This is a genomic window from Arthrobacter mangrovi, assembly GCF_026011795.1.
Lineage (GTDB): Bacteria > Actinomycetota > Actinomycetes > Actinomycetales > Micrococcaceae > Crystallibacter > Crystallibacter mangrovi.
The window spans coordinates 39,715-64,020 of sequence record NZ_BRVS01000024.1 but is presented as its reverse complement, the minus strand read 5'-3'; the positions used below and the strand labels follow the sequence as shown (position 1 = coordinate 64,020).

The window sequence follows — 24,306 nt, the reverse complement described above, 5'->3', positions numbered from 1 at the left end:
GCTCCCGAAAGGGGACCGGCGGTCCGCCGCTTTAACGCCTCCTTGATGGCTCGCGGGCGCGCCCCGGCGTCGTTATCCTGCTGCATGCCGGGCGGCCGTCCGCCCTGTGGCGGGCCCGATGCGCCGTCAGCGAACAGTGCGGCGTCAGGGAGGAATCGGGCAGCCGAACACGTTACTGTCCAAGTAAGTAAACGCCCCGAGGGCCCGCGACAACGGTAACTGCCCGGGGAAGAAGCGAGAGGTATTTCAGCATGTCGAATGAATCCGCCACTCCGATGATGGCTACGGTCGATCCGGCCAGCCGCGAAGACTACATCTACAACAGGCTGCTCAAAGAGCGCATCATCTGGCTGGGCTCCGAGGTGCGCGACGAAAACGCCAACGCCATCTGCTCCCAGCTGCTCCTGCTCTCGGCGGAAAACCCGGAGAAGGACATCTACCTGTACATCAACTCTCCGGGCGGTTCCGTCACGGCGGGCATGGCGATCTACGACACGATGCAGTTCATTCCGAACGACGTCGTCACGGTGGCCACGGGCCTGGCCGCATCGATGGGGCAGTTCCTGCTCTCGTCCGGAACCAAGGGCAAGCGCTATGCCACTCCGCATGCCCGCATCCTGATGCACCAGCCTTCCGGCGGCATCGGTGGAACCGCGTCGGACATCAAGATCCAGGCCGAGCTGATCCTCCACATGAAGCGCGTGATGGCGGAACTGACGGCCGAGCAGACCGGGCAGTCGGTCGAGCAGATCCTCAAAGACAATGACCGGGACAAGTGGTTCACGGCCGAGGAGGGTCTGGAGTACGGCTTCTTCGACCACATCTCGGCCCACGCCGGCGGGGTGACCGGCGGCGGCGGGACGTCCCAGGATTCGTGACGGCGGCTGGCAGCCGACTTCCTTCCAGACCTTCACAAGCAGGAGCATGAACATGACCCCCAACTTCGCAGCCGCAGCCGGCGGCTACGCCGGCAACCTACCCACCAGCCGCTACGTCCTGCCCCAGTTCGAGGAGCGGACGCCGTACGGCTTCAAGCGCCAGGATCCGTACACCAAGCTGTTCGAGGACCGCATCATCTTCCTCGGCGTCCAGGTGGACGATGCCTCGGCCGACGACATCATGGCCCAGCTGCTGGTGCTCGAGTCGACGGACCCGGACAGGGATATCACCCTCTACATCAATTCGCCGGGCGGCTCCTTCACGGCGATGACGGCGATCTACGACACGATGCAGTACATCCGTCCGGAAATCCAGACGGTCTGCCTCGGCCAGGCGGCCAGCGCAGCGGCTGTGCTGCTCGCGGCCGGCACCCCCGGCAAGCGGCTCGCGCTGCCGAACGCCCGAGTACTGATCCACCAGCCGGCGCTGGGCGGCGGCGAGCGGGGCCAGGCTTCCGACCTGGAAATCCAGGCCGCCGAGGTCATGCGTATGCGCACCTGGCTGGAGGACACCCTCGCGCTGCACAGCGGCAAGACCTCCGCCGAGATCAACCAGGACATCGAGCGGGACAAGATCCTGACCGCCGAGGATGCCCTGTCCTACGGCCTGATCGACCAGGTGCTGGATTCCCGCAAGATCAATAAGCCGGCGATCAACAAAGCCTAGCTGTTGTGTGCAGGTAGCCGGATGGCCCGCGGTGCGTAACATCGCCCCGCGGGCCATCGGGTTACTGAAACTGTCAGTGAAGTGATTTAGAGTGGAAGCTAGTCAGCAGCCTCCACCGCTCGAATCGGGTATCCGTCGAGGATGTCCCGGGGGTTGACCATCTCCAGTAGGACCAGGTAAAGGGGACCGAATATGGCTCGCATTGGCGAGAGCGCTGATCTGCTCAAGTGCTCTTTCTGCGGCAAAAGCCAGAAGCAAGTCCGGAAACTGATTGCCGGCCCCGGCGTCTACATCTGCGACGAATGCATCGAACTCTGCAACGAGATCATCGAGGAAGAACTCTCGGAGGTCGCGGACCTCGGCTCGTTCGAGCTGCCGAAGCCTCGGGAGATCTTCGATTTCCTGCAGGAATACGTCATCGGGCAGGAGCCGGCCAAGCGGGCCCTGGCCGTCGCGGTCTACAACCACTACAAGCGCATACAGTCCGGCCACGCTCCGAAAGGCTCCGCGAACCTCTCCGATGCCAGCCCGCTGGAAGACGTCGAGGTCGCCAAGTCGAACATCCTGCTGATCGGCCCCACGGGCTGCGGCAAAACCTACCTGGCCCAGACCCTGGCGCGCCGCCTCAACGTTCCGTTCGCCGTCGCGGACGCGACCGCCCTGACTGAGGCCGGCTATGTCGGCGAGGATGTGGAGAACATCCTGCTCAAGCTGATCCAGGCGGCCGATTACGATGTGAAGAAGGCCGAGCAGGGCATCATCTACATCGACGAGATCGACAAGATCTCCCGCAAGAGCGAAAATCCATCGATCACCCGCGATGTGTCCGGGGAGGGTGTCCAGCAGGCGCTGCTGAAGATCCTCGAGGGCACCGTTGCATCGGTTCCGCCGCAGGGCGGGCGCAAGCATCCGCACCAGGAGTTCATCCAGATCGACACGACGAACGTCCTGTTCATCGTGGCCGGAGCCTTTGCCGGGCTGGAGGAAATCATCGGGTCCCGTGCCGGCCGCAAGGGAATCGGCTTCGGGGCCCCGCTCAGCGACGCCAGCAAGGATAAGGACTCCTACGGCGAAGTCATGCCGGAGGACCTGCTCAAGTTCGGCCTGATCCCGGAGTTCATCGGCCGGCTTCCCGTCATCACGACGGTCTCGAACCTGGACCGCCAGGCACTGATCCAGATCCTGACGGAACCGAAGAACGCGCTGATCAAGCAGTACCAGAAGATGTTCCACCTGGATGGTGTCGAGCTCTCCTTCGAAACGGATGCCCTTGAGGCCGTGGCGGACCTGGCCTTGGAACGGGGGACGGGGGCCCGCGGCCTGCGCGCCATCATCGAAGAGGCCCTGCTTCCCGTCATGTTCGACCTCCCGAGCCGGGACGACATCGCGTCCGTGGTAATCACCGCTGACGTGGTGACCAGCAAGGGATCGCCCACCTTGATCTCGCATGACGTGGTTGCCAAACGCAGGAACAAGTCCGCCTAGCCTGGCACCAGGCAGGAATACAAACACTCACTGCACCCGAGGAGTTCCACCATGTCCGCAAGCACCGACGTTTCGACCGTTGACTTCTGGTTCGACCCGGCCTGCCCGTTTGCGTGGATCACGTCCCGCTGGATCCTGGAGGTCGAGCAGGTACGCGACATCAAGGTCGAGTGGCACGTGATGAGCCTGGCGGTGCTGAATGACGGCCGCGACGAGCTGCCGGACAACTACAAGGAATTCCTGAAGTCGGCTTGGGGTCCCGTCCGCGTGATCATCGCGGCGCGTGAGCTGCACGGCAACGAGTACGTCAAGAAGCTTTACGACGCGATGGGCACACGCACCCACAATGAAGGCAACAAGGACACCTCGGCCGTCATCGCGGCGGCTTTGGAAGAAGCGGGCCTGCCGGCCGGGCTGGCCGACTACGCCACCTCGACGGAGTACGACGAGCAGCTGCGGGCCAGCCACGAAGAGGGCATCTCGCTGGTGGGCGACGAGGTCGGGACCCCGGTCGTGTCGTTCAACGGCACTGCCTTCTTCGGGCCGGTGCTGACCAGGATCCCACGTGGGGAGGACGCGGGCCGGATCTTCGACGGGGCCGTCGCCCTCGCCGGTTTCCCGTACTTCTACGAAATCAAGCGGTCGCGCACCACCAGCCCCGAGTTCGACTAGGACTAACGTCGGACTGTCGGCACGCCGGAGCATTTCCTGCGGAAAAAAGCACGAAACCTATGGCGTGTCGGCTTGCATGCGAGTATAAATATCTATACGCATCCCCCAAAAGATGCGGGAACGAACACCAAAGATCCAGAGACTAGTTATACGGACCAAGTTCCGCTAACAGCCAGTCCGTGACGGGACTCGGAAGACCTGGAATTCCAAGGAGTTCGGGAGATTCCAATCGTCACTAGGAGTCATAGAGTCGAAGCCCCACCAACGGCTAAACGCTGATGGGGCTTCCCCTATTTAAGCCGGTTGCTAGGCGGGTGCCTCCGCAGGTGCCAGATCGACACCGGTCACGGCCAGCTCGCCGTCGGCCTCGACGATCTTGAGTTCGCGGGCGTTGCCCGCCGCCTTGAGGTCTTCCAGACCGGCCTCAAGCTGGCCGACCTGCAGGGCCGAACCGCTGATGATCGCGGTCAGGACCTCGGTCCGCTGCTTGACCTTGGCCTCCGACTTCGCCTTGCGGATTCCGCCGAGCGCCTGGCCGACCGTGCCGAGCAGGCCCTTGTCCGCGGCAGCCGCGATCGAAGCTAGGGCGCCGGTGGCCGGCCATTCCGCGCGGTGCACCGACCCGGCACGCCACCAGCTCCACACTTCTTCCGTCGCGAAGGGCAGGAAGGGAGCGAACAGGCGCAGCAACGCGTCGAGGGTGGTGGCCAGCGTCGCCAGCACCGAGCCCTGCTCCGCGTCGCCCGCCGCACCGTAGGCCCGGTCCTTGACCAGCTCCACGTAGTCGTCCGTGAAGGACCAGAAGAACGACTCGGTGATCTGCAGCGCGCGTGCGTAGTCGTAGTTATCGAAGGCCGCCGTGGCCTGGTCGATGACGTCGGCCAGCTGGCCAAGCAGCGACTTGTCCAGCGGGTTCGTCACGGTGGTGGCGTCGTCAGTGATGACCGAGGCTTCCGTGGCTCCGAGGTTCAGGACGAACTTCGAGGCATTCAGCAGCTTGATGGCGAGGCGCCGGCCGATCTTCATCTGTGCAATCTCGTACGCGGTGTCCGCACCCAGCCGGGCCGAGGCCGCCCAGTAGCGGACCGCGTCCGCGCCGAACTGCTCCAGCACATCGGTGGGAACCACCACGTTGCCCTTGGACTTGGACATCTTCTTCCGGTCCGGGTCCAGGATCCAGCCGGAGATCGCCGCATGGCGCCACGGGGCGCAGGACTGCAGGGCATCGCCCCGGACCACCGTGGAGAAGAGCCAGGTCCGGATGATGTCATGGCCCTGCGGGCGCAGGTCGAACGGGAAGACCTTGCCGAAGAACTCTTCGTCGCGGCTCCAGCGGCCGACGATCTGCGGTGTGAGCGACGACGTCGCCCAAGTGTCCAGAACGTCGGCGTCGCCCGTGAAGCCGCCGGGGACATCGCGCTGGTCCTCGCTGTAGCCCGGGGCCGCTTCCGCGGCCGGGTCCACGGGAAGCATGTCGTCGGCGGGGAGTACCGGGTTGTCATAGTCCGGGTTGCCGGCCAGATCCAGCGGATACCAGACCGGAATCGGCACGCCGAAGAACCGCTGGCGGGAGACGAGCCAGTCGCCGTTGAGCCCCTCGATCCAGTTCTCGTAGCGGGAGCGCATGAAGGCCGGGTGGAAATCGATGTCGCGGCCGCGGCCGATCAGCCGTTCCCGGCGGTCGGCGTCCCGCCCGCCGTTGCGGATGTACCACTGGCGGGAGGTCACGACCTCGAGGGGCTTGTCGCCCTTTTCGTAGAAGTTGACCGGATGCGTCATCTTCTTCGGCTCGCCGTCGAGTTCTCCGGCGGCCTGCAGCAGCTCGACGACCTTCTCCTTGGCGGAGAACACCGTCTTGCCCGCCAGCTCGGCGTAGTTCGCCTTGCCTTCCTCGCTCGTGATCCACTCCGGAGCGTCCGCGGCGATGCGTCCGTCGCGGCCCACGATGGCCCGGGTCGGAAGCTGCAGCTCGCGCCACCAGGTGACGTCCGTCAGGTCGCCGAAGGTGCAGACCATGGCGATGCCGGCACCCTTGTCCGGCTTCGCGAGCGGATGCGCCTTGACCTCAACCTCGACGCCGAAAAGCGGGGAAGTCACCGTGGTGCCGAAGAGCTTCTGGTAGCGCTCGTCGTCCGGGTGCGCCACCAATGCCACACAGGCCGGCAGCAGCTCGGGGCGGGTCGTCTCGATGTGGACGGCCTCGCCGTCGTGGGTCCTGAAGGCGTAACGATAGTAGGCGCCGGGCATCTCGCGGTCTTCGAGCTCCGCCTGCGCGACCGCGGTCCGGTAAGTCACGTCCCACAGCGTCGGTGCTTCGGCCATGTAGGCGTCCCCGGCAGCCAGGTTGGCCAGGAAGGCCCGCTGCGACACGGCGCGGGAAACGTCGTCGATGGTCCGGTAGGTCAGGTCCCAGTCGACCGACAGGCCCAGTGTACTGAACAGGTTCTCGAAGACCTTCTCGTCCTCGACGGCCAGCTGCTCGCACAGCTCAATGAAGTTCCGGCGGGAGACGACGTCGAAATCCCGCTGGTTTTTCGCCGGCTTGGCCGGCGGCTGGTAATCCGCTTCGTAGGGGATCGCCGGATCGCAGCGCACGCCGTAGAAGTTCTGGACGCGGCGCTCGGTCGGCAGGCCGTTGTCGTCCCAGCCCATCGGGTAGAAGACGTTCTTGCCGCGCATGCGCTGGTACCGGGCAAGCACGTCGGTCTGCGTGTAGGAGAACATGTGCCCAACGTGCAGCGAGCCCGAAGCCGTCGGCGGGGGAGTGTCGATCGAGTAGACGTCGCTGCGGACCGTGTCCGGGTTGAACGCGTAGGTCCCTTCCTCGCGCCAGCGGCGGGACAGGACAGCCTCGAGGCCCTCGAGGGCCGGCTTGTCGGGGACGTTAACGGAAACGGGCGTGTCTGTGCCCGGGGTATGTTCTGCCATGCTGGCCATTGTTTCATGCCGGGCGGGGAATGTTGATTCGTACGACGGCGGTGCAGCACCTTCCTGCCCCGCGCGGCCTCGCGTAGCATGCGGCCATGGTGAACGTTCAGATCAAGCGGGTCTACGAACCGGCCGACGACCAGGACGGCTACCGGGTCCTGGTGGACCGGATCTGGCCGCGCGGAATCACGAAGGACGACGCCCGCCTGGACCTCTGGCTAAAGGAAGCCGGCACGTCCGCGGGACTGCGCAGGGAGTTCAGCCACAGACCCGAGAAGTTCCAGGCCTTCGCGGCGGCCTACCGCCGGGAACTGGAGGGGACGGAGGCGCTGGAAAAGCTGGTGGAGCTCGCCCGGGAACAGCCGAAGCTTTGCCTGCTCTACGGAGCCAAGGACGAGACGCACAACCAGGCCGTCGTGCTGCGGGAGCTGATCCTGGAAGGACTCGGCGGGAGCGAGCGCTGACCCTCGGCGCCGGCTGCCGCGATGGGAGCGGACGACGCCGGGTGGACGCCGGGCGCGACTGCCCGGAGTCGGCGCGATGAGCATGGCAGCGTCGCGCGGTGGCGGCACCGTCGGGGGCCTCCTGCCGGGCCGCTACGCTAGGGGCATGACCAAGCGCGCAGTAGTAACGGGAGCAAGTTCGGGAATCGGTGCGGCCTCGGTGCGCGCCCTGTGCAAGAGCGGCTGGGACGTTGTTGCCGTGGCGCGCCGCGAAGAGAAGCTGGCCGAACTGGCGGCCGAGACCGGCGCCGTCGCTATGGCCGCGGATATCACCGATGCCGCGGCAGTGGAACGTCTGGCCGGCGACGTGCTGGACGGCGGCGGGATCGATGCCCTGGTGAACGTGGCCGGCGGAGCCTTCGGCGTGGACACGATCGCCGACGCCAATTTCGCCGATTGGGAAAAGATGTACAGCGTCAACGTGCTCGGCACGCTGCGGATGATCCGGGCCTTCCTCCCGGCACTGCGGGAAAACGGCGAAGGGTCGGTCCTGCTGCTGACCTCGACTGCCGGACTCGTCGCGTACGAGGGCGGCGGCGGTTACGTGGCGGCCAAGTTCGCCGAGCACTCGATGGCCAACACGCTCCGGTTGGAGGAGGCCGAGCACAATGTGCGGGTGATCGAGATCGCCCCGGGGCTGGTCCATACCGAGGAATTCTCGCTCAACCGCCTCGGCGGTGATCGGGCGGCGGCGGACAACGTCTATGCCGGGGTGGAGAAGCCGCTGCTCGCCGAGGACATTGCCGACGTCGTGGCCTATTCGCTGAACCTGCCGCACCACGTGAACCTGGACCAGATTGTGATCCGCCCCGTGGCGCAGGCGGCCGCGCACAAGCTGATCCGTTCGGACCGGTAGGCGGACCCCGGGTGGCGCTGCACGTAGTGGCCTGTGCCCACGGGACGGACGATCCCGCGGGCCGGCTGCTGATCGACGGGCTCCGCGCCGGTTTGGCGGCCGAGGCGGGACGCCGCGGGCTGGACGTCCTTGTCCACGAGGCGTACGTCGACGTCCAGCAGCCGGCCCTAGACGGTGTCGTCGCCGCCCTCCCGCCGGGGGAACCCGCCGTCGTCGTCCCGCTGCTGCTGTCCACGGGGTTCCACACCCAGGTCGATATCCGTACGGCCGTGGACTCGCGTCCCGGGACAACGGCCGCTGCAGCCATTGGACCGGACCGCCGGCTGGCGGCAGTGCTGGCCGAGCGGCTAGCCGCCGCTGACCTCGCGGAGGGGGACTGCGTCGTGCTGGCCTCGGCAGGCACCCGGGTGGAGCGCGGCACGGCGGAGGTGGAGCAGATGGCCGGGTGGCTGTCCGAGGAGATCGGCAGGCCGGTGGCGCTTGGCTTCGGCGCGGCCGCCGAACCGCGGATCGGCGCTGCGGTCGAGGCCGCCCGCTCCGAGCCGGGCTGCCGGAGGGTGCTGATTGCCTCCTATCTCCTCGCGCCGGGGCATTTCCACTCGGTGCTGGGCCGCGCCGGAGCGGACGCTGTCACCGCCCCGCTGCTGCCGTCCCCCAGCGTTGCGGAATGTGTCGTCGACCGGCTGTTCGAGGCGCTTAACATGACGCGCTAAGTCGTCATTCATTGCCCCTCATTGCGACGTATTGAGCGCCACGACGCCGCATGAGGAAACAGTTGAAGGGCCCGGATCGCCGCCCCTACGGTGGCTGCCATGACTCAGGCAATCGAGACACAGGCGGACCCGCACACGGCGCCGCAAACCAGGCGACGCCCGTCCGCCAAGCCCCACGGCCAGTGGAACGTCGACGGAAAAGCCCCGCTGAACCACAACGAGGAATTCAAACAGCGGGACAACGGCCTGAATGTGCGCGAGCGCATCGAGACGATCTACGCCGTCAAGGGCTTTGACTCGATTCCGTCGGACGACCTCCACGGCAGGTTCCGCTGGTGGGGCCTGTACACGCAGCGGAAGCCGGGGATCGATGGCGGCAAGACGGCCACCCTCGAGCCGCATGAGCTTGAGGACCGCTACTTCATGCTGCGCGTGCGGATCGACGGCGGAGCGCTGACCACCGAGCAGCTGCGCGTCATCGGGGGCATCTCCGTAGAGTTCGCCCGCGGCACGGCCGATGTCACCGACCGGCAGAACATCCAGCTGCACTGGATCGACGTCACCGACGTGCCGGAGATCTGGCGGCGCCTTGAATCCGTCGGGCTCTCCACGACCGAAGCCTGCGGCGACGTCCCGCGCGTGATCCTCGGATCGCCGGTTGCCGGCATCGCGAAAGACGAGATCATCGATCCAACGCCGGTCATCCGCGAAATTTCGGCCAGGTTCATCGGCGACCCGGAGCTGGCGAACCTGCCGCGGAAGTTCAAGTCCGCCATCACGGGGCACCCGTCGCAGGACGTCGTGCACGAGATCAACGACATCTCCCTGGTGGGCGTGGTCCACCCCGAACTGGGCCCGGGCTATGACCTGTGGGTCGGCGGGGGACTCTCGACCAGCGCGCGCCTCGCCGAACGCCTGGGAGCCTTCGTCACTGAGGAGCGGGCGGCAGACGTCTGGCATGCCGTGGTGCGGATCTTCCGGGACTACGGCTACCGCCGGCTCCGGAACAAGGCCCGGCTGAAGTACCTGATGAATGACTGGGGGCCGGAGAAATTCCGTGCGGTCCTGCAGGACGAGTACCTGGGGTATGAGCTGCCCGACGGGCCGGCGCCTTCGCGGGCTGGCTCGCCCGGGGACCATGTCGGGGTCCATGAGCAGAACGACGGCAACTTCTATATCGGCGCCGCGCCGGTTGTGGGCCGCGTCAACGGAACCGTGCTGACGGGGCTGGCGGACCTTCTGGAGCGCAACGGGTCCCGCCGCCTGCGCACCACGCCGCACCAGAAGATCGTCGCACTGGATGTCGCGCCCGGGAAGGTGGACGCCGTCGTCGAGGGTCTCGAAGCGCTGGGATTGAGCAGCGCCCCGTCGCTGTTCCGCCGTTCGACCATCGCCTGCACCGGCCTGGAGTTCTGCAAGCTCGCCATTGTCGACACCAAGGACACAGCCGAGCGGACGGTCGCCGGCCTCGAGGAGAGCCTGGCTGACATCTCGGCGCGGTTGCCGGAACAGCTGAGCCTGCACATCAACGGCTGCCCGAATTCCTGCGCCCGGATCCAGACGGCGGACATCGGCCTGAAGGGGCAGCTGCTGCCGGACGCGGACGGAGGGCAGACGCCCGGTTTCCAGGTGCACCTCGGCGGGGGACTTGCTTCCAGTGACAGGGAAGAGGCGGGCCTGGGCCGCACCGTGCGCGGGCTGAAGGTGACGGCCGACGGCCTGGTGGGCTACGTGGACCGCGTCGTGCGCCGCTACGACGAACAGCACGCAGAGGGCGAGACCTTCGCCGAGTGGGCACACCGCGCGGACGAGGAGTTCCTGAAGTGAGCGGCGGCATCCGGACGGTCCGCACGCCTGCCGAAACCGAGGGACTGCGCCGATTGGCGGCCTCGGGCGCCGAGGAACTGGGCTTCGAAGCATCCGCAGAAGACGTCGTGGCCTGGGTACGGCGGAATTTCGCGCCCGCGGACGCCGCGGTCGCGTGTTCCATGGCGGACGCCGTGCTGCCCCATCTGGTGGCGGCCCAGCTTCCGGGCGTCGATGTCCTGTTCCTGGAAACGGGTTACCACTTCGCCGAAACCGTGGCCACCCGGGACGAGGTAGCCCGCAGGCTCGACGTCAACGTTGTGGACGTGCTTCCGGAGCAGACCGTCGCCGAGCAGGAGGCAACGCACGGGCCGGACCTGTTCGCGCGCGACGCGGCCCTATGCTGCCGGCTGCGGAAGATGGACCCCCTCGCCACTGCGCTCGCAGGCTACCGGGTCTGGTTCACCGGCGTCCGACGCGACGAGGCGCCGACCCGCACCAACACGCCGCTGGTGGGCTGGGATGAGGCCCACGGGCTGGTCAAGGTGAATCCGGTGGCGGCGTGGAGTTTCGAGGAACTGACCGGCTACGCGTCACGCCACGCCGTGCCGCTCAACCTGCTGCTGCAGCACGGCTACCCGTCCATCGGCTGCCGCCCGTGCACGCGGCCCGTCGCCCCCGGCGAAGATCCCCGGGCCGGGCGCTGGGCAGGCTTGGCCAAAACCGAGTGCGGCATCCATTCCTGACCTTCGCCCAACCATCTGTGCCTTCCCTTCCCCGACACGCAAGGACCCGCGATGACCCTGACCCATTCCTACGACGCGCCGGCCCCGGCCCCCGAGCGGCTCGGCGTCCTGGACACGCTCGAGGCCGAATCAATCCACATCATCCGCGAAGTGGTGGCGGAATTCGAGCGGCCCGCGATGTTGTTCTCCGGCGGCAAGGACTCCGTGGTCATGCTGCACCTGGCAGCTAAGGCGTTCTGGCCGGGGCGCGTGCCGTATCCGGTCCTGCACGTGGACACCGGGCACAATTTCCCCGAAGTCCTGGCCTTCCGTGACCGGACAGTGGAGCGCCTGGGCCTGCGGCTCGTCGTGGGCTCGGTGCAGGAATACATTGACCGCGGGGAGCTGAAGGAACGGGCCGACGGCACCCGGAACCCGCTGCAGACCGCGCCGCTGCTCGACACCATCGCCGGGCACCGCTTCGACGCCGTCTTCGGCGGCGGCCGGCGCGACGAGGACAAGGCCCGTGCCAAGGAGCGCATCCTGAGCTTGCGCGATGAGTTCGGCCAGTGGGATCCGCGCAACCAGCGCCCGGAACTCTGGAACCTGTACAACGGCCGCCACGCCGCGGGCCAGCACGTCCGGGCCTTTCCGATCAGCAACTGGACCGAACTGGACATCTGGCGCTACATCGCCCGCGAGCGCATCGAACTGCCGTCGATCTACTACGCCCATCCGCGCGAGGTCTTCCGCCGCGACGGGATGTGGAGGGCCGTCGGGGAATTCTCCCGGCCGGGCCCGGAGGACGAAGTGTCCGTCCGGACGGTCCGCTACCGCACCGTCGGAGACATGTCCTGCACCGGCGCCGTCCTCTCCGAGGCGGCAACCGTCGAGGACGTGGTGCTCGAAGTCGCCGCGTCCACCCTCACCGAGCGCGGCGCTACCCGCGCTGACGACCGGATTTCCGAGGCGGCCATGGAAGACCGCAAGAAGGATGGGTATTTCTAATGACCGAGGAACTTTTGGAACGGCCTGCCCTCGCCACCGGGACGCTCTTCCGCTTCGCCACCGCGGGCTCCGTGGATGACGGCAAGTCCACTTTGGTCGGCCGGCTGCTGCACGACTCGAAGGCGATCCTGGCCGACCAGCTGGAATCCGTCGCCCGCACCTCGGCCCAGCGGGGCTTCGGCGGCGAGGGCGGACTCGACCTTGCGCTGCTGACCGACGGCCTGAGGGCCGAACGCGAGCAGGGCATCACCATCGACGTCGCCTACCGCTACTTCGCCACCGGCCGGCGCACCTTTATCCTCGCCGACTGCCCCGGGCATGTGCAGTACACGCGCAACACCGTCACCGGCGCTTCGACGGCCGACGCCGTGGTGGTCCTCGTCGACGCCCGCAAGGGGGTCCTCGAGCAGACCCGCCGGCACCTGAGCGTGATCGCGCTGCTGCGCGTGCCGCACGTCGTTGTCGCCGTGAACAAGATCGATCTCGTGGGCTACGCCGAAGAGGCCTTCGCGCGCATCGAGGCCGACGTCCGCCGGGTGGCCGCGGACCTCGGCCTGACCGACGCGGTTAGCATCCCGGTGTCCGCCCTGGACGGCGACAACGTGGTGGAGCGTTCGGAGCGCACTCCCTGGTACGGCGGGCCGACGCTGCTTGAGCTGCTGGAGTCCCTTCCGGGCACCGATGACGAGGACGACGCCGTTGCCTCCTTCCGCTTCCCGGTCCAGCTGGTGCTGCGGCCGCAGGGGGCGCTGGCGCCCGGGCTCGACCCGGACGCGTTCCGGGATTACCGCGCCTATGCGGGCCAGGTCGTCGCCGGCACCGTGCGGGTGGGCGATGCCGTCTCGGTCCTGGCTCCGGGGCATCCGCCGAGGACCACGACGGTCGCGGGGATAGACGCCGCGGGCACCGAACTGCGGGAGGCCTCCTCCCCGCAGTCGGTGGCGCTGCGCCTGGCCGGGGAATTCGATGTCGCCCGCGGGGACCTGATCGCCGCCGCGGACGGCGCCCCGGCCGCTTCGGCGGACCTGCCGGCCTCGGTGTGCTGGCTGGCGCAGCAGCCGCTGCGGGCGGGCTCCAAGGTCCTGGTCAAGCACGGCACCGCCACCGTGCGTGCCCGGGTCGAGGCCATCGAGGGCCGGCTCGACCTCGAGGCACTGCAGGCCGGGCCCGCCGAGGAGCTGGGACTGAACGACATCGGACACGTGGCGCTGCGGCTGTCCGCCCCGCTCCCGCTCGAACCCTACGCCGTCCAGCGGCGGACGGGGGCCTTCCTGCTGATCGATCCGCAGGACGGAACCACCCTGGCAGCCGGGATGATCACCAGCGGCGGTGCCCGATGAGCCATGACCGGCATACCCCTAGGACCGTCCGGATCACGGCGGCCGGTTCGAAACCCCGGCGGCGGCGCGGCTGGGACATCGCGGTGGCACTGCTGTTCTGCGCGGCCATCGCCGGCTCCGGCGCGGCTGCCCTCTCTGCGGCGGGCAACGGCGCCGGCGAGCCCGCGGACAGCGCGGCCTCGTCCGCGGCCGAACTGCGGCTGGGCTATTTCGGCAACGTCACGCACGCCCCGGCACTGGTCGGCGTCCGGCAGGGCTTGCTCGCCGAAGCCCTGGAGCAGGGGACCGGCACTACCCTGAGCACGCAGGTGTTCAACGCGGGCCCCGCCGCAATCGAGGCCCTCAATGCCGGGGCCATCGACGCCGCGTACCTGGGGCCGAACCCGGCCATCAATTCCTTCGTCCAGAGCCGCGGCGAATCCGTGGCCGTCATCGCCGGGGCCACCTCGGGCGGTGCGCAGCTGGTGGTCCGGCCCGGGATCCGGGACGCGGCGCAGCTCAAGGGCAAGGTGCTGGCCACCCCGCAGCTCGGTGGTACCCAGGACGTGGCCCTGCGCTCCTACCTGGCATCCCACAGCCTGGCCGCCACCCCGGACGGCGGCGGGGACGTGACCATCAACCCGACCGAGAATGCCCAGACCCTGAAGCTGTTCCAGGACGGGAAGCTGGACGGCGCCTGGCTGCCCGAACCATGGGCCTCCCGCCTGGTGCTCCAGGCCGGTGCCGAGGTCCTCGTCGACGAGGCGGACCTGTGGGACGGAACGCTGGCGGGGAAGCCCGGCCAGTTCACCACCACCGTGCTGGTCGTCAGCCGGAAGTACGCCGCGGATCATCCCGGGACGGTCGAGGCGCTCCTGCGGGGCCACGTCGCAGCCATTGACTGGCTCAATGCGGCCGCCCCGGCGGAAAGAGCCGAGGCCGTCAACGCCAGCCTCAAGGAAGCCGCGGGCGCGGAACTGCCGCGCGACGTCATCGACCGCGCGCTGCGCAACATCGAATTCACGCCCGACCCGCTGGCCGGGACGTTCCCCCGGCTGCTCGAAGACGGCGTGGAGTCCGGTCTCACCAAACCGGCGGACCTGGCGGGCCTGTTCGACCTCCGCGCCCTGAACCAGGTGCTCGCGGAGGAACCCGGGCACTCGCGCATCGGCGCCGCGAAGCTGGGCACAGAGTGAGGCGGGCGGCGCAATGACGGTAGTGCTGGAAAACCTCGGCAAGCGCTTCGGCGGCGGGCCGGCCGTGCTCGACGGCGTGGATGCCCGGTTCGGGCAGGGGGAGTTCGTCGCCCTGCTCGGTGCCTCCGGCTGCGGAAAGTCGACACTGCTCAACATCATCGCGGGCCTGGAGCTGCCCAGCTCCGGTGCCCTGGAGGTTCCCGCGGAGGGCGCGGCCTTCATGTTCCAGGATCCCGCCCTGTTTCCGTGGCTCACGGCCCGGGGCAACGTGGAGCTGGCGCTGAAGCTGCGCGGCGTGGGCAAGGCGGCCCGGCGCCGGCGCGCCACGGAGCTGCTGGAACTGGTCCGCCTGGGCGAGGCCGTCGGGAAGCGGCCGCACGAGCTGTCCGGGGGGATGCGCCAGCGCGTCGCCCTCGCCCGGGCGCTGAGCCAGGACCGGCAGCTGCTGCTCATGGACGAGCCGTTTGCGGCGCTCGACGCCATTACCCGGGACCTGCTCCACGAGGAACTGGAACGGATCTGGCGTGAGACCGGCCGGACCATCGTCTTCGTCACGCACAACGTGCGGGAGGCCGTCCGGCTGGGCCAGCGCGTCCTGCTGCTCTCCTCCCGTCCCGGCCGGGTGGTCCGGGAATGGGCGGTGCCGGCGGAAGCGCGGACCGAAACCGCCTGCGCGGCGGCCCTGGCCGCCGAAGTCACCGCACGCTTGAGGGAAGAGATCCGACGCCATGCCACGTAATGCAACCAACCTCGAACCGCGCCCGCTGGCGCCCGAGGGTGTGCAGGCGGCTGCGCCCGCTCCCGCATCAGCCCCGGGCGTTCCGCCGACGGAACAGCCGCCGCCACCGGCAGGAGACGAGCTCCGCGCCGTCGAGACCGGGCTGGACACCCTGCAGTCCGGGGGAACGTCCCCGCAAAGGGACTGGAGCCGGATCCTGCTGCCGCTCGCCGCCGTCGTTGTTCTCCTCCTGGTCTGGCAGCTCCTGGTCTCGATGGACCTTAAGCGCCGCGACCTGGTGCCCGGCCCGCTGGACGTCTTCGCGTCCCTGGGCCGGCTGTGGACCGAGGGACTGGTGCAGGAGTCCGTGGGCACGTCGCTCCAGCGCGGACTGGCCGGCTTCGCTGTCTCCGTGGCCGTCGGCACCCCGCTGGGCCTCTTGCTCGGCCAGGTCGCCGTGGTGCGCCGCGCCTTCGGGCCGCTGGTCTCCGGCCTGCAGGTCCTTCCCTCGGTGGCGTGGGTGCCGGCGGCCATCATCTGGTTCGGCCTGACTGACGCCACCGCCTATTTTGTGGTGCTGATGGGCGCGATCCCGTCGATCGTGAACGGCCTGGTGGCGGGGATGGACCAGGTCCCGCCGCAGTACCGCAGCGTGGCGCGGGTGCTAGGAGCCTCGCGGCTTGAGACGGCGCTGCAGGTAGTCCTGCCGGCGGCCTTGCCGGGCTACGTCGCCGGCCTGAAGCAGGGCTGGGCCTTCTCCTGGCGCTCGCTGATGGCCGCGGAGATCATCGCCGTCGGCGGCACCATGGGCTACGGCCTGGGCTCCCTGCTGGACCAGGGCAGGACCCTCTCCGACATGGGAATCGTGATGAGCGCCGTCCTGGTCATCCTGGCCGTCGGCATCCTGGTCGAACTGCTGGTCTTCGGCCCCGTGGAGCGGCGGCTGCTCAAGCGCCGCGGCCTTTTGGAAGGAAGTACACGATGAACGGACTGGATCTCTACCCGGTATCGCTCCGGCTGCTCGGCAAGCCGGTGCTGCTGGTGGGCGGCGGCCGGGTCGCCGGCCGGCGCGCCCGGGCGATGCTGGACGCCGGCGCGGCGGTTACTGTCGTCGCCCCGGCGGCGGGGAACGACGTCGGACGCCTGGCCGAGGCGGGACTGCTCACCTGGGTGCGCCGCGGCTACGCGCCGGCAGACCTCGACGGCGTGTGGCTCGCCCAGACCGCGACCGGGATTCCGGGAGTGGACCGGCAGGTGGCGGCCGATGCCGAAGAACGCCGGATCTGGTGCGTCAACGCGTCCGACGCCGAGGCCTCCGCCGCCTGGACGCCGGCGGTCGGCCGCGCGGACGACATCACCGTCGCGGTCAATGCCGGGGGCGATCCGCGGCGGGCTAAGGCACTCAAGGACGCGATCATGCTCGCGCTCCGGACGGGGCGGCTGCCCCTGCGCCGCCGGCGCCCGGCGGACACCCGCCCGGGCCGCGTGGCGCTGGTCGGCGGCGGTCCCGGTGACGCGGGCCTAATCACGGTGCGCGGCCGGCAGCTGCTCGCCGAGGCGGACGTGGTCGTCGCGGACCGGCTGGGTCCCCGGGACCTGCTCGCGGAACTGGAAGAAAGCGTCCGTGTCATCGAAGTCGGCAAGGCGCCGGGCAACCATCTGGCGGGCCAGGACGAGATCAACACGATCCTGGTCCGCGAGGCCCGGGCCGGCCGGCTGGTCGTCCGGCTCAAGGGCGGCGATCCGTACGTCCTCGGCCGGGGCGGCGAGGAGGCCCGCTTCTGCCGCCGGCACGGCGTGGACGTCGAAGTCGTCCCCGGGGTCACCAGCGCCATCTCCGTCCCCGCGGCCGCCGGGATCCCGGTCACGCACCGGGGCGCGGCGGCCGGCTTCAGCGTCGCCACCGGCCACGAGGAACTGGCCGAGCTGCCGGCGCGGGCGGACCACACCCTCGTCCTGCTGATGGGAGTGCGCCGCCTGCCCCGGATCGCGGCCGCGCTGCGCTCGCGGGGGCTGGGCCCGGAAACGCCCGTCGCCATCGTCGAGCGCGGCTGGCTGCCGGACCAGCGCGTGACCATCGGCACCCTGGACAGCATCGCGGCGCAGGCGGCGCGCGTCGGGGTGGAGAATCCGGCAGTGATCGTGGTGGGGGATGTGGTGCGGCTGAGTCCGTACGCGCCCGCGGAACTGGCCGGCGAGCCGGCAGGACAGCCGGCAGAATCCCCTGTCGGCGCGGCTGCGCGCTGATACCGCCGGCGTCCCGCCGGACCCACACTTTTGACCAACAGGAAGGCACAAGGAGTACCCGCATGAGTGAAGACACCATCGATAACAACAACAACGTCCACGGACGCCTGCGCATCGCCGTGGTGGGGGCCGGCCCGGCCGGAGTCTACGCGGCCGACCTGCTGACCAAGAGCGAGGCGGCGGTCTCCGGCGGGCTCAGCCTGAGCATCGACCTGTTCGACCGCTACCCCGCACCCTATGGACTCATCCGCTACGGGGTGGCGCCGGACCACCCGCGGATCAAGGGCATCGTCACCGCGCTGCACAAGGTGCTGGACCGCGGGGACATCCGCTTCTTCGGGAACGTGGACTACGGTACCGACCTCGACCTGGAGGACCTGCGCCGCCACTACGACGCCGTCATCTTCGCGACCGGCGCCGTCAAGGACGCCGACCTGAACATCCCCGGGGTCGAGCTGGACGGATCGTTCGGCGCCGCTGACTTCGTCTCCTGGTACGACGGACATCCCGACGTGCCGCGCGAATGGCCGCTGTCCGCGAAAGAGGTCGCCGTGATCGGCAACGGCAACGTTGCGCTCGACGTCGCCCGCGTCCTCTCGAAGCATGCCCCGGAACTGCTTCCCACCGAGATCCCGGACAACGTCCACGCCGGGCTCAAGGCCTCGCCGGTCACCGACGTGCACGTGTTCGGCCGGCGCGGACCGGCCCAGGTCAAGTTCACGCCGCTGGAGCTGCGCGAGCTCTCGCACAGCCACGACGTGGACATCGTGCTGTACCCGGAGGACTTCGAGTTCGACGAGGCCTCGGACGAGGCCATCCGCGGCAACAACCAGACCAAGACCATGGTGGCCACGCTGACCAACTGGCTGGTGGAGCAGGAGGACCGGGAAGAACGGCAGGAACAGGAAGGGAGCCGCGGTGCCTCGCGCCGCCTCCACCTGCACTTCCTGCACACCCCGGTGGAGATCCTCGGGGACGAGGCCGACCCCGGCTCCGTGGCGGCGGTCAGGTTCGAACGCAACGAGCTGGACGGCACCGGAAACGTCCGCGGCACGGGCGAGATGGTCGAGTACCCGGTGCAGGCCGTGTACCGCGCCATCGGCTACTTCGGTTCGGCGCTGCCCGGTCTCGAATACGACGGCCGCCGCGGCGTCATCCCGAACGAGGAGGGCCGGGTGCTCGATGCCGGCGGCCGGCCCGTGCCCGGTCTCTACGCCACCGGCTGGATCAAGCGCGGTCCCGTGGGGCTGATCGGGCACACGAAGGGGGACGCCCTGGAGACGATCACCCATCTCCTCGCCGACCGGGACGCGCTTCAGATGGCACCGCGGCCGGAGGAGGAGGAAATAGTCCGGCTGCTTCAGGCCCGCGGCATCGAATACACCACTTGGGAGGGCTGGCTCGAGCTGGATGCCCGGGAGCGGGAACTCGGCGCCGCCGCCGGCCTGGTGGAGACCTCCCGCGGTCCCGTGCCCCGGGAGCGGATCAAGGTGGTCCCGCGGGAGCAGATGGTCGCCGCGTCGCGGCCTGCCCGGAGCACCGCGCTCGCCGCCGACGGCGCCCGGTAGCCCCGGGATGGCCGGGTGATTGCCGGGTTTTCGCCATTGCCCCGGGCTGGCCTAAACTGGGGAGTAGCAGCGTTGACCCGGCCATCACCGGTGAGCTTCCGGAAGAACGGCGCAAGCCCAGTAGAACCGGACGGGTAAGCCCGTCACAGCAGCGAATGAGTGGCAGCCACGGCGCACGGGATCTGTGCGGCGGCGGCGGCAAGTGAGGTGGTACCGCGGGCTTCTCGGCCGGGCGGCCAGGCCGGAGTCCCGGCCCGGCGGCCAGGGGAGGGCACGTCCTCGCATAAAGTGTCCACGCTCCCAGCCGCCCAGGATGATGAAATGCCACAGACCTATCCCAAGGCCGCTGCCGCCGGTGCAGCCGCAGCCCAGAGCTCCCCGAAGTTTCCCGAAGTCGAAGAGCTGGTACTGAAGTACTGGCAGCAGGACGGTACCTTCCAGGCCTCGATCGACGCGCGTGATGCCGGCAGCAACGGCTCCAACGAGTTTGTCTTCTACGACGGCCCGCCCTTCGCCAACGGGCTGCCGCACTACGGACACCTCCTGACCGGCTACGTCAAGGACATCGTCGGCCGCTACCAGACGCAGCGCGGCAAGCGCGTGGAGCGCCGCTTCGGCTGGGACACCCACGGGCTGCCCGCCGAGCTGGAGGCCATGAAGCAGCTGGGCATGACGGACAAGGCCCAGATCGAGGCCATGGGCATCGACAAGTTCAACGACGCCTGCCGGTCCTCGGTGCTCAAGTACACCCGGGAGTGGCAGGACTACGTCACCCGGCAGGCCCGCTGGGTGGACTTCGACAACGACTACAAGACGCTCAACGTCGAGTACATGGAGTCGGTCATCTGGGCGTTCAAGCAGCTGCACACCAAGGGGCTGACCTACAACGGCTACCGCGTCCTGCCATACTGCTGGAAGGACGAGACGCCGCTGTCCAACCACGAACTGCGGATGGACGACGACGTCTACAAGAACCGCCAGGACCAGACGGTGACGGTGACGTTCCCGCTGCTGGCCGGAGAATCGGAGCTCAGCCGCGAGCTCGCCGGCGTGAACGCCGTGGCCTGGACCACCACGCCCTGGACCCTGCCCACCAACGAAGCCCTCGCCGTCGGACCTGCCATCAGCTACGCGGTGCTGCCGGCGGGTCCCAACGGCACTACGGCTGCGGGGGAGCGGTTCCTGCTGGCGCAGGACCTGCTGCACACCTACGCCAAGGACCTGGGGTACGACGACGGCGCTGCCGCGGCGGAGGCGGTGACGGCCATCTTCGCGGGCGCCGAGCTGGAGGGCCTGCGCTACGAGCCGCTCTGGGACTACTACGCGGACGCGGAGAAGTGGGGCACCGGCAACGCCTGGAAGATCGTCGTCGCGGACTACGTCACCACCACCGACGGCACCGGCCTGGTCCACCAGGCGCCGGCCTACGGCGAGGATGACCAGAGGATCTGCGAGGCCAACGGCATCCCCGTGATCGTCTCGGTTGACGAGGGCGCCAAATTCCTCCCTTACTTCGGCCAAGGGCCGCTGGCCGAAATCGCCGGGCTGCAGGTCTTCGAGGCGAACAAGCCGATCACCAAGGTGCTCAAGGCGGACGGCCGGCTGCTCCGCCAGGCCAGCTACGAGCACTCCTACCCGCACTGCTGGCGCTGCCGCAACCCGCTGATCTACCGCGCCATCTCGTCCTGGTATGTGGAGGTCACGAAGATCAAGGACCGGATGGTCGAGCTGAACCAGCAGATCAACTGGATCCCGGAGAACGTCAAGGACGGCCAGTTCGGCAAGTGGCTGGAGAACGCCCGCGACTGGTCGATCAGCCGCAACCGCTACTGGGGCAGCCCGATCCCGGTCTGGGAATCCGACAACCCGGACTACCCGCGCCAGGACGTCTACGGCTCGCTGGCCGAGCTGGAGGCGGACTTCGGCCGGCTGCCGCTCAACGCGGAGGGCCAGCCGGACCTGCACCGGCCCTACATCGACGAGCTGACCCGGCCCAACCCGGACGACCCCACGGGCCAGTCCACCATGCGCCGCGTGCCGGACGTGCTGGATGTCTGGTTCGATTCCGGGTCGATGCCCTACGCCCAGGTGCACTACCCGCACGAGAACCAGGACTGGTTCGAGCACCACAATCCCGGCGACTTCATCGTGGAGTACATCGGGCAGACCCGCGGCTGGTTCTACACGCTGCACATCCTGGCCACGGCGCTGTTCGACCGCCCGGCGTTCCGGAACGTGATCAGCCACGGCATCGTGCTCGGCTCCGACGGGCAGAAGATGTCCAAGAGCCTGCGCAACTACCCGGACGTTTCCGAGGTGCTGGACCGCGACGGGTCGGACGCCATGCGCTGGTTCCTGATGTCTTCGCCGATCCTGCGCGGCGGCAACCTGATCGTCACCGAACAGGGCATCCGCGACGGCGTCAGGCAGGTCATCCTGCCGCTCTGGAACGTCTGGCACTTCTTCAAGCTGTATACGAACACGGCGAACAACGGCGCCGGCTATGAGGCGGTCACGGTGGCCGGGGACGCCGCCCGCATCGCCGGCCTGGATTCGCTGGACCAGTACATCCTGGCGCACACCGGGCAGCTGGTCCGGGATATCACCGCCAGCCTGGACGAGTACGACGTCAGCGGCGCCTGCGACGCGCTGCGCGAGTACCTGGACACCCTGACCAACTGGTACGTCCGCCGCAGCCGCCAGCGCTTCTTCGACGAGGACGCCGACGCGTTCGACGTGCTCTACACCTGCCTGGAGACCGTCTGCCGCAGCGCCGCCTCGCTGCTGCCGCTGGTGACCGAGGAGATCTGGCGCGGCCTGACCGGCGGCCGTTCGGTGCACCTGACCGACTGGCCGGACGCCGGACTGTTCCCGGAGCAGGCCGACCTGGTTGCCCGCATGGAGAGCACCCGGGGCATCTGCTCGGCCGGCTCGAGCCTGCGCAAGGCCGCGAACCTGCGCGTGCGCCTGCCGCTGTCCGAACTGACCGTGGTCGCTGCCGGTGCGGCGGAACTGGCCGGCGGCTACGAGGAGATCATCAAGGACGAACTGAACATCAAGACCGTCCGCCTGGTCGACGCCGGCAGTGCGTCGCCGGAGGAGTTCGGGATCGAGCAGAAGCTGGTGGTCAACGCCCGCGCCGCCGGTCCGCGCCTGGGCAAGAACGTCCAGACGGCGATCAAAGCCTCCAAGTCGGGGGACTGGTCGGTGGACGCCGACGGCAAGGTCACCGCCGGCGGGCTCGCGCTCGAGCCGCAGGAGTACACCCTGGAGACCGTCGTTGCCGAGCAGGCGGGCGGGGCATCGGCATCCGTGGCCATGCTGCCCGGCGGTGGCTTCGTGGTCCTGAACACCGAGGTCACCCCTGAGCTCGAAGCCGAGGGCCTGGCCCGCGACTTCGTGCGCACCATCCAGCAGGCCCGCAAGGACGCCGACCTCGTGGTCAGCGACCGGATCCGCACCACCGTGGCGGCCGGGCCGGACGTGCTCGCGGCGCTGGGCCGGCACCAGGACCTGGTCTCGGAGGAAACCCTGACCGTAGAGCTCGTCCTGCTGCCCGGCGACGGCCAGCAGGTCACCGTAGAGAAGGTGGAGGCACAGGCATGAGCGACGAGTTCGGCGTCGAAAGCGTCTATGCGGAACTGCTGAGCAGGGCCCCCGAAAACAAGATGGAGCCGCGGATGGAACCGCTGTTCCGCGCCATGGAGATCCTCGGCGAGCCGCAGAAGGCGTTCGCCAGCATCCACCTCACGGGCACGAACGGCAAGACCTCCACCGCGCGGATGATCGAGGCCGGCCTGCGTGCCCACGGCCTGCGTACCGGCCGCTACACCAGCCCGCACCTGAGCAAGGTGACGGAACGGATCAGTATCGACGGCGAGCCGGTTGCCGACGAGACCTTCGTGCGGATCTGGGACGAAATCCGGCCCTACCTGGAGATCGTGGATACCGAACTGGCCGGGGCCGGCGAGCCGCGGCTGACCTACTTCGAATGCGTCACCATCCTGGCCATCGCGATCTTCGCCGATGAGCCGGTGGAAGTCGCCGTGATCGAGGTCGGACTGGGCGGCATCACCGATGCGACGAACGTCGTGGACGGCCAGGTCTCCGTCGTCACCCCTATTTCCCTGGACCACACCGACCTGCTGGGCGACAGCGTCGAGGAAATTGCGGCGGAGAAGGCCGGAATCATCAAGCACGGCGGTTTCCTGGTCAGCGCTGCGCAGCCTGCAGAGGCGGCGCAGGTGCTGCTGGAGAAGGCCCAGGAGACCGGGGTGCCGTTCCGCTTCGAAGGCGTCGAGTTCGGGGTGGAGTCGCGCGTGCTGGCCGTCGGCGGGCAGCAGCTGGTCATCTCCGGCCTGGCCGGCCGCTACGAGGACATCCTGCTGCCGCTGCACGGCGCCCACCAGGCCCAGAACGCCGCCGTCGCCGTTGCCGCCTTGGAGGCGTTCCTCGGCGGCGGGACCAAGGAGCTCAATGCGAATGTGCTCCGCGAGGGCTTCCGCCAGGTGACGTCGCCAGGCCGGCTGGAGGTGGTCCGCACCGCGCCGACCATCATCGTGGACGCCGCGCACAATCCGGACGGCATGAAGGCCTCCGCCCTCGCGCTGAAGGAGGCCTTCAACTTCACCCGGCTCGTTCCCATCGTCGGGGTGCTGCACGAGAAGGACTCCGTGGGCGTGCTCGAGCAGCTGCGCGAACACCTCGGGGACTGGGTGGACCAGATCTGCGTCACCGCATCGGACTCGCCGCGCGCCATCTCCGCGGAGGACCTCGCCGAGGACGCGATGGCCGCCGGTTTCGCGGAGGAGTCCATCCACGTGGCGCCGAGGCTCGACGATGCCATCGAATGGGCGGTCGAACGCGCGGAAGAACTCAACGACCTCTCCGGTGGCGTCCTCATCACCGGCTCCATCACCCTCGTGGCGGATGCCCGAATCCTGCTCGGAAAGTGAAA

Annotated in this window: 19 protein-coding genes; 18 read left to right on the top strand and 1 reads right to left on the bottom strand. The window is 68.6% G+C overall.

What is annotated here, in order from left to right; translation table 11 throughout:
* The first annotated feature begins 278 nt into the window (after window positions 1-278).
* From AHIS1636_RS16600 to AHIS1636_RS16585, 4 genes are all read left to right on the top strand, one after another.
* Window positions 279-878: an ATP-dependent Clp protease proteolytic subunit gene (locus AHIS1636_RS16600; RefSeq protein WP_264796956.1), complete on the top strand. Its 600-nt coding sequence runs from the start codon at window positions 279-281 to the stop codon at window positions 876-878.
* Window positions 879-930: 52 nt separating this feature from the next.
* Window positions 931-1,605, top strand: coding sequence for an ATP-dependent Clp protease proteolytic subunit (locus AHIS1636_RS16595; protein ID WP_262104925.1), 675 nt, complete (start codon window positions 931-933; stop codon window positions 1,603-1,605).
* A gap of 192 nt (window positions 1,606-1,797) precedes the next feature.
* Entirely contained in the window at window positions 1,798-3,090 is a 1,293-nt protein-coding gene (gene clpX / locus AHIS1636_RS16590; protein WP_264796948.1) for an ATP-dependent Clp protease ATP-binding subunit ClpX, read from the top strand.
* A 51-nt stretch (window positions 3,091-3,141) separates the two neighbouring features.
* Complete coding sequence (locus tag AHIS1636_RS16585) at window positions 3,142-3,762, top strand: mycothiol-dependent nitroreductase Rv2466c family protein (RefSeq protein ID WP_264796947.1); 621 nt, start codon at window positions 3,142-3,144, stop codon at window positions 3,760-3,762.
* A 306-nt stretch (window positions 3,763-4,068) separates the two neighbouring features.
* Here the strand turns inward: AHIS1636_RS16585 and valS are convergent, their stop codons facing one another.
* Window positions 4,069-6,690, bottom strand: coding sequence for a valine--tRNA ligase (gene valS, locus AHIS1636_RS16580; RefSeq protein ID WP_264796946.1), 2,622 nt, complete (start codon window positions 6,688-6,690; stop codon window positions 4,069-4,071).
* 95 nt (window positions 6,691-6,785) lie between these two features.
* On the opposite strand from valS, the gene AHIS1636_RS16575 reads away from it, so the two are divergent.
* The 14 genes from AHIS1636_RS16575 (at window position 6,786) to AHIS1636_RS16510 (ending at window position 24,304) form a co-directional block, all read left to right on the top strand.
* Window positions 6,786-7,154: a DUF488 domain-containing protein gene (locus AHIS1636_RS16575; RefSeq protein ID WP_264796945.1), complete on the top strand. Its 369-nt coding sequence runs from the start codon at window positions 6,786-6,788 to the stop codon at window positions 7,152-7,154.
* 145 nt (window positions 7,155-7,299) lie between these two features.
* Complete coding sequence (locus tag AHIS1636_RS16570) at window positions 7,300-8,049, top strand: SDR family oxidoreductase (RefSeq protein WP_264796944.1); 750 nt, start codon at window positions 7,300-7,302, stop codon at window positions 8,047-8,049.
* Between the two features lie 11 nt (window positions 8,050-8,060).
* Window positions 8,061-8,762, top strand: a complete 702-nt coding sequence (locus AHIS1636_RS16565; RefSeq protein WP_264796943.1) for a sirohydrochlorin chelatase — start codon at window positions 8,061-8,063, stop codon at window positions 8,760-8,762.
* A 99-nt stretch (window positions 8,763-8,861) separates the two neighbouring features.
* The gene (locus AHIS1636_RS16560; RefSeq protein WP_264796942.1) at window positions 8,862-10,589 is read left to right on the top strand and encodes a nitrite/sulfite reductase; all 1,728 of its coding nucleotides are present in this window, start codon (window positions 8,862-8,864) and stop codon (window positions 10,587-10,589) included.
* 8 nt (window positions 10,590-10,597) lie between these two features.
* Window positions 10,598-11,314: a phosphoadenylyl-sulfate reductase gene (locus AHIS1636_RS16555; protein ID WP_373875869.1), complete on the top strand. Its 717-nt coding sequence runs from the start codon at window positions 10,598-10,600 to the stop codon at window positions 11,312-11,314.
* 51 nt (window positions 11,315-11,365) lie between these two features.
* On the top strand, window positions 11,366-12,301 hold the full coding sequence (gene cysD, locus AHIS1636_RS16550) for a sulfate adenylyltransferase subunit CysD (RefSeq protein ID WP_264796940.1): 936 nt from the start codon (window positions 11,366-11,368) through the stop codon (window positions 12,299-12,301).
* Complete coding sequence (locus AHIS1636_RS16545; protein WP_264796939.1) at window positions 12,301-13,641, top strand: sulfate adenylyltransferase subunit 1; 1,341 nt, start codon at window positions 12,301-12,303, stop codon at window positions 13,639-13,641. Before cysD ends, AHIS1636_RS16545 begins: the two co-directional genes overlap by 1 nt.
* Window positions 13,638-14,816, top strand: coding sequence for an ABC transporter substrate-binding protein (locus AHIS1636_RS16540; RefSeq protein ID WP_264796938.1), 1,179 nt, complete (start codon window positions 13,638-13,640; stop codon window positions 14,814-14,816). Before AHIS1636_RS16545 ends, AHIS1636_RS16540 begins: the two co-directional genes overlap by 4 nt.
* 13 nt (window positions 14,817-14,829) lie before the next feature.
* Complete coding sequence (locus AHIS1636_RS16535) at window positions 14,830-15,555, top strand: ABC transporter ATP-binding protein (protein ID WP_264796937.1); 726 nt, start codon at window positions 14,830-14,832, stop codon at window positions 15,553-15,555.
* Window positions 15,545-16,519 carry an ABC transporter permease gene (locus AHIS1636_RS16530; protein WP_264796935.1) on the top strand — a complete coding sequence of 325 codons (975 nt, stop codon included), beginning with the start codon at window positions 15,545-15,547 and terminating at the stop codon, window positions 16,517-16,519. Before AHIS1636_RS16535 ends, AHIS1636_RS16530 begins: the two co-directional genes overlap by 11 nt.
* Window positions 16,516-17,781 (top strand): uroporphyrinogen-III C-methyltransferase, encoded by a 1,266-nt coding sequence (gene cobA, locus AHIS1636_RS16525; RefSeq protein ID WP_264796934.1) that lies wholly within the window; start codon window positions 16,516-16,518, stop codon window positions 17,779-17,781. Before AHIS1636_RS16530 ends, cobA begins: the two co-directional genes overlap by 4 nt.
* Window positions 17,782-17,843: 62 nt before the next feature.
* A complete protein-coding gene (locus tag AHIS1636_RS16520; RefSeq protein ID WP_264796933.1) occupies window positions 17,844-19,349 on the top strand; it encodes an FAD-dependent oxidoreductase in 1,506 nt (501 codons plus the stop codon).
* 321 nt (window positions 19,350-19,670) lie between these two features.
* Window positions 19,671-22,955, top strand: coding sequence for an isoleucine--tRNA ligase (ileS, locus tag AHIS1636_RS16515; RefSeq protein ID WP_264796932.1), 3,285 nt, complete (start codon window positions 19,671-19,673; stop codon window positions 22,953-22,955).
* Complete coding sequence (locus tag AHIS1636_RS16510; protein WP_264796931.1) at window positions 22,952-24,304, top strand: bifunctional folylpolyglutamate synthase/dihydrofolate synthase; 1,353 nt, start codon at window positions 22,952-22,954, stop codon at window positions 24,302-24,304. The genes ileS and AHIS1636_RS16510 overlap by 4 nt, the downstream gene beginning before the upstream one ends.
* Window positions 24,305-24,306 lie beyond the last annotated feature (2 nt).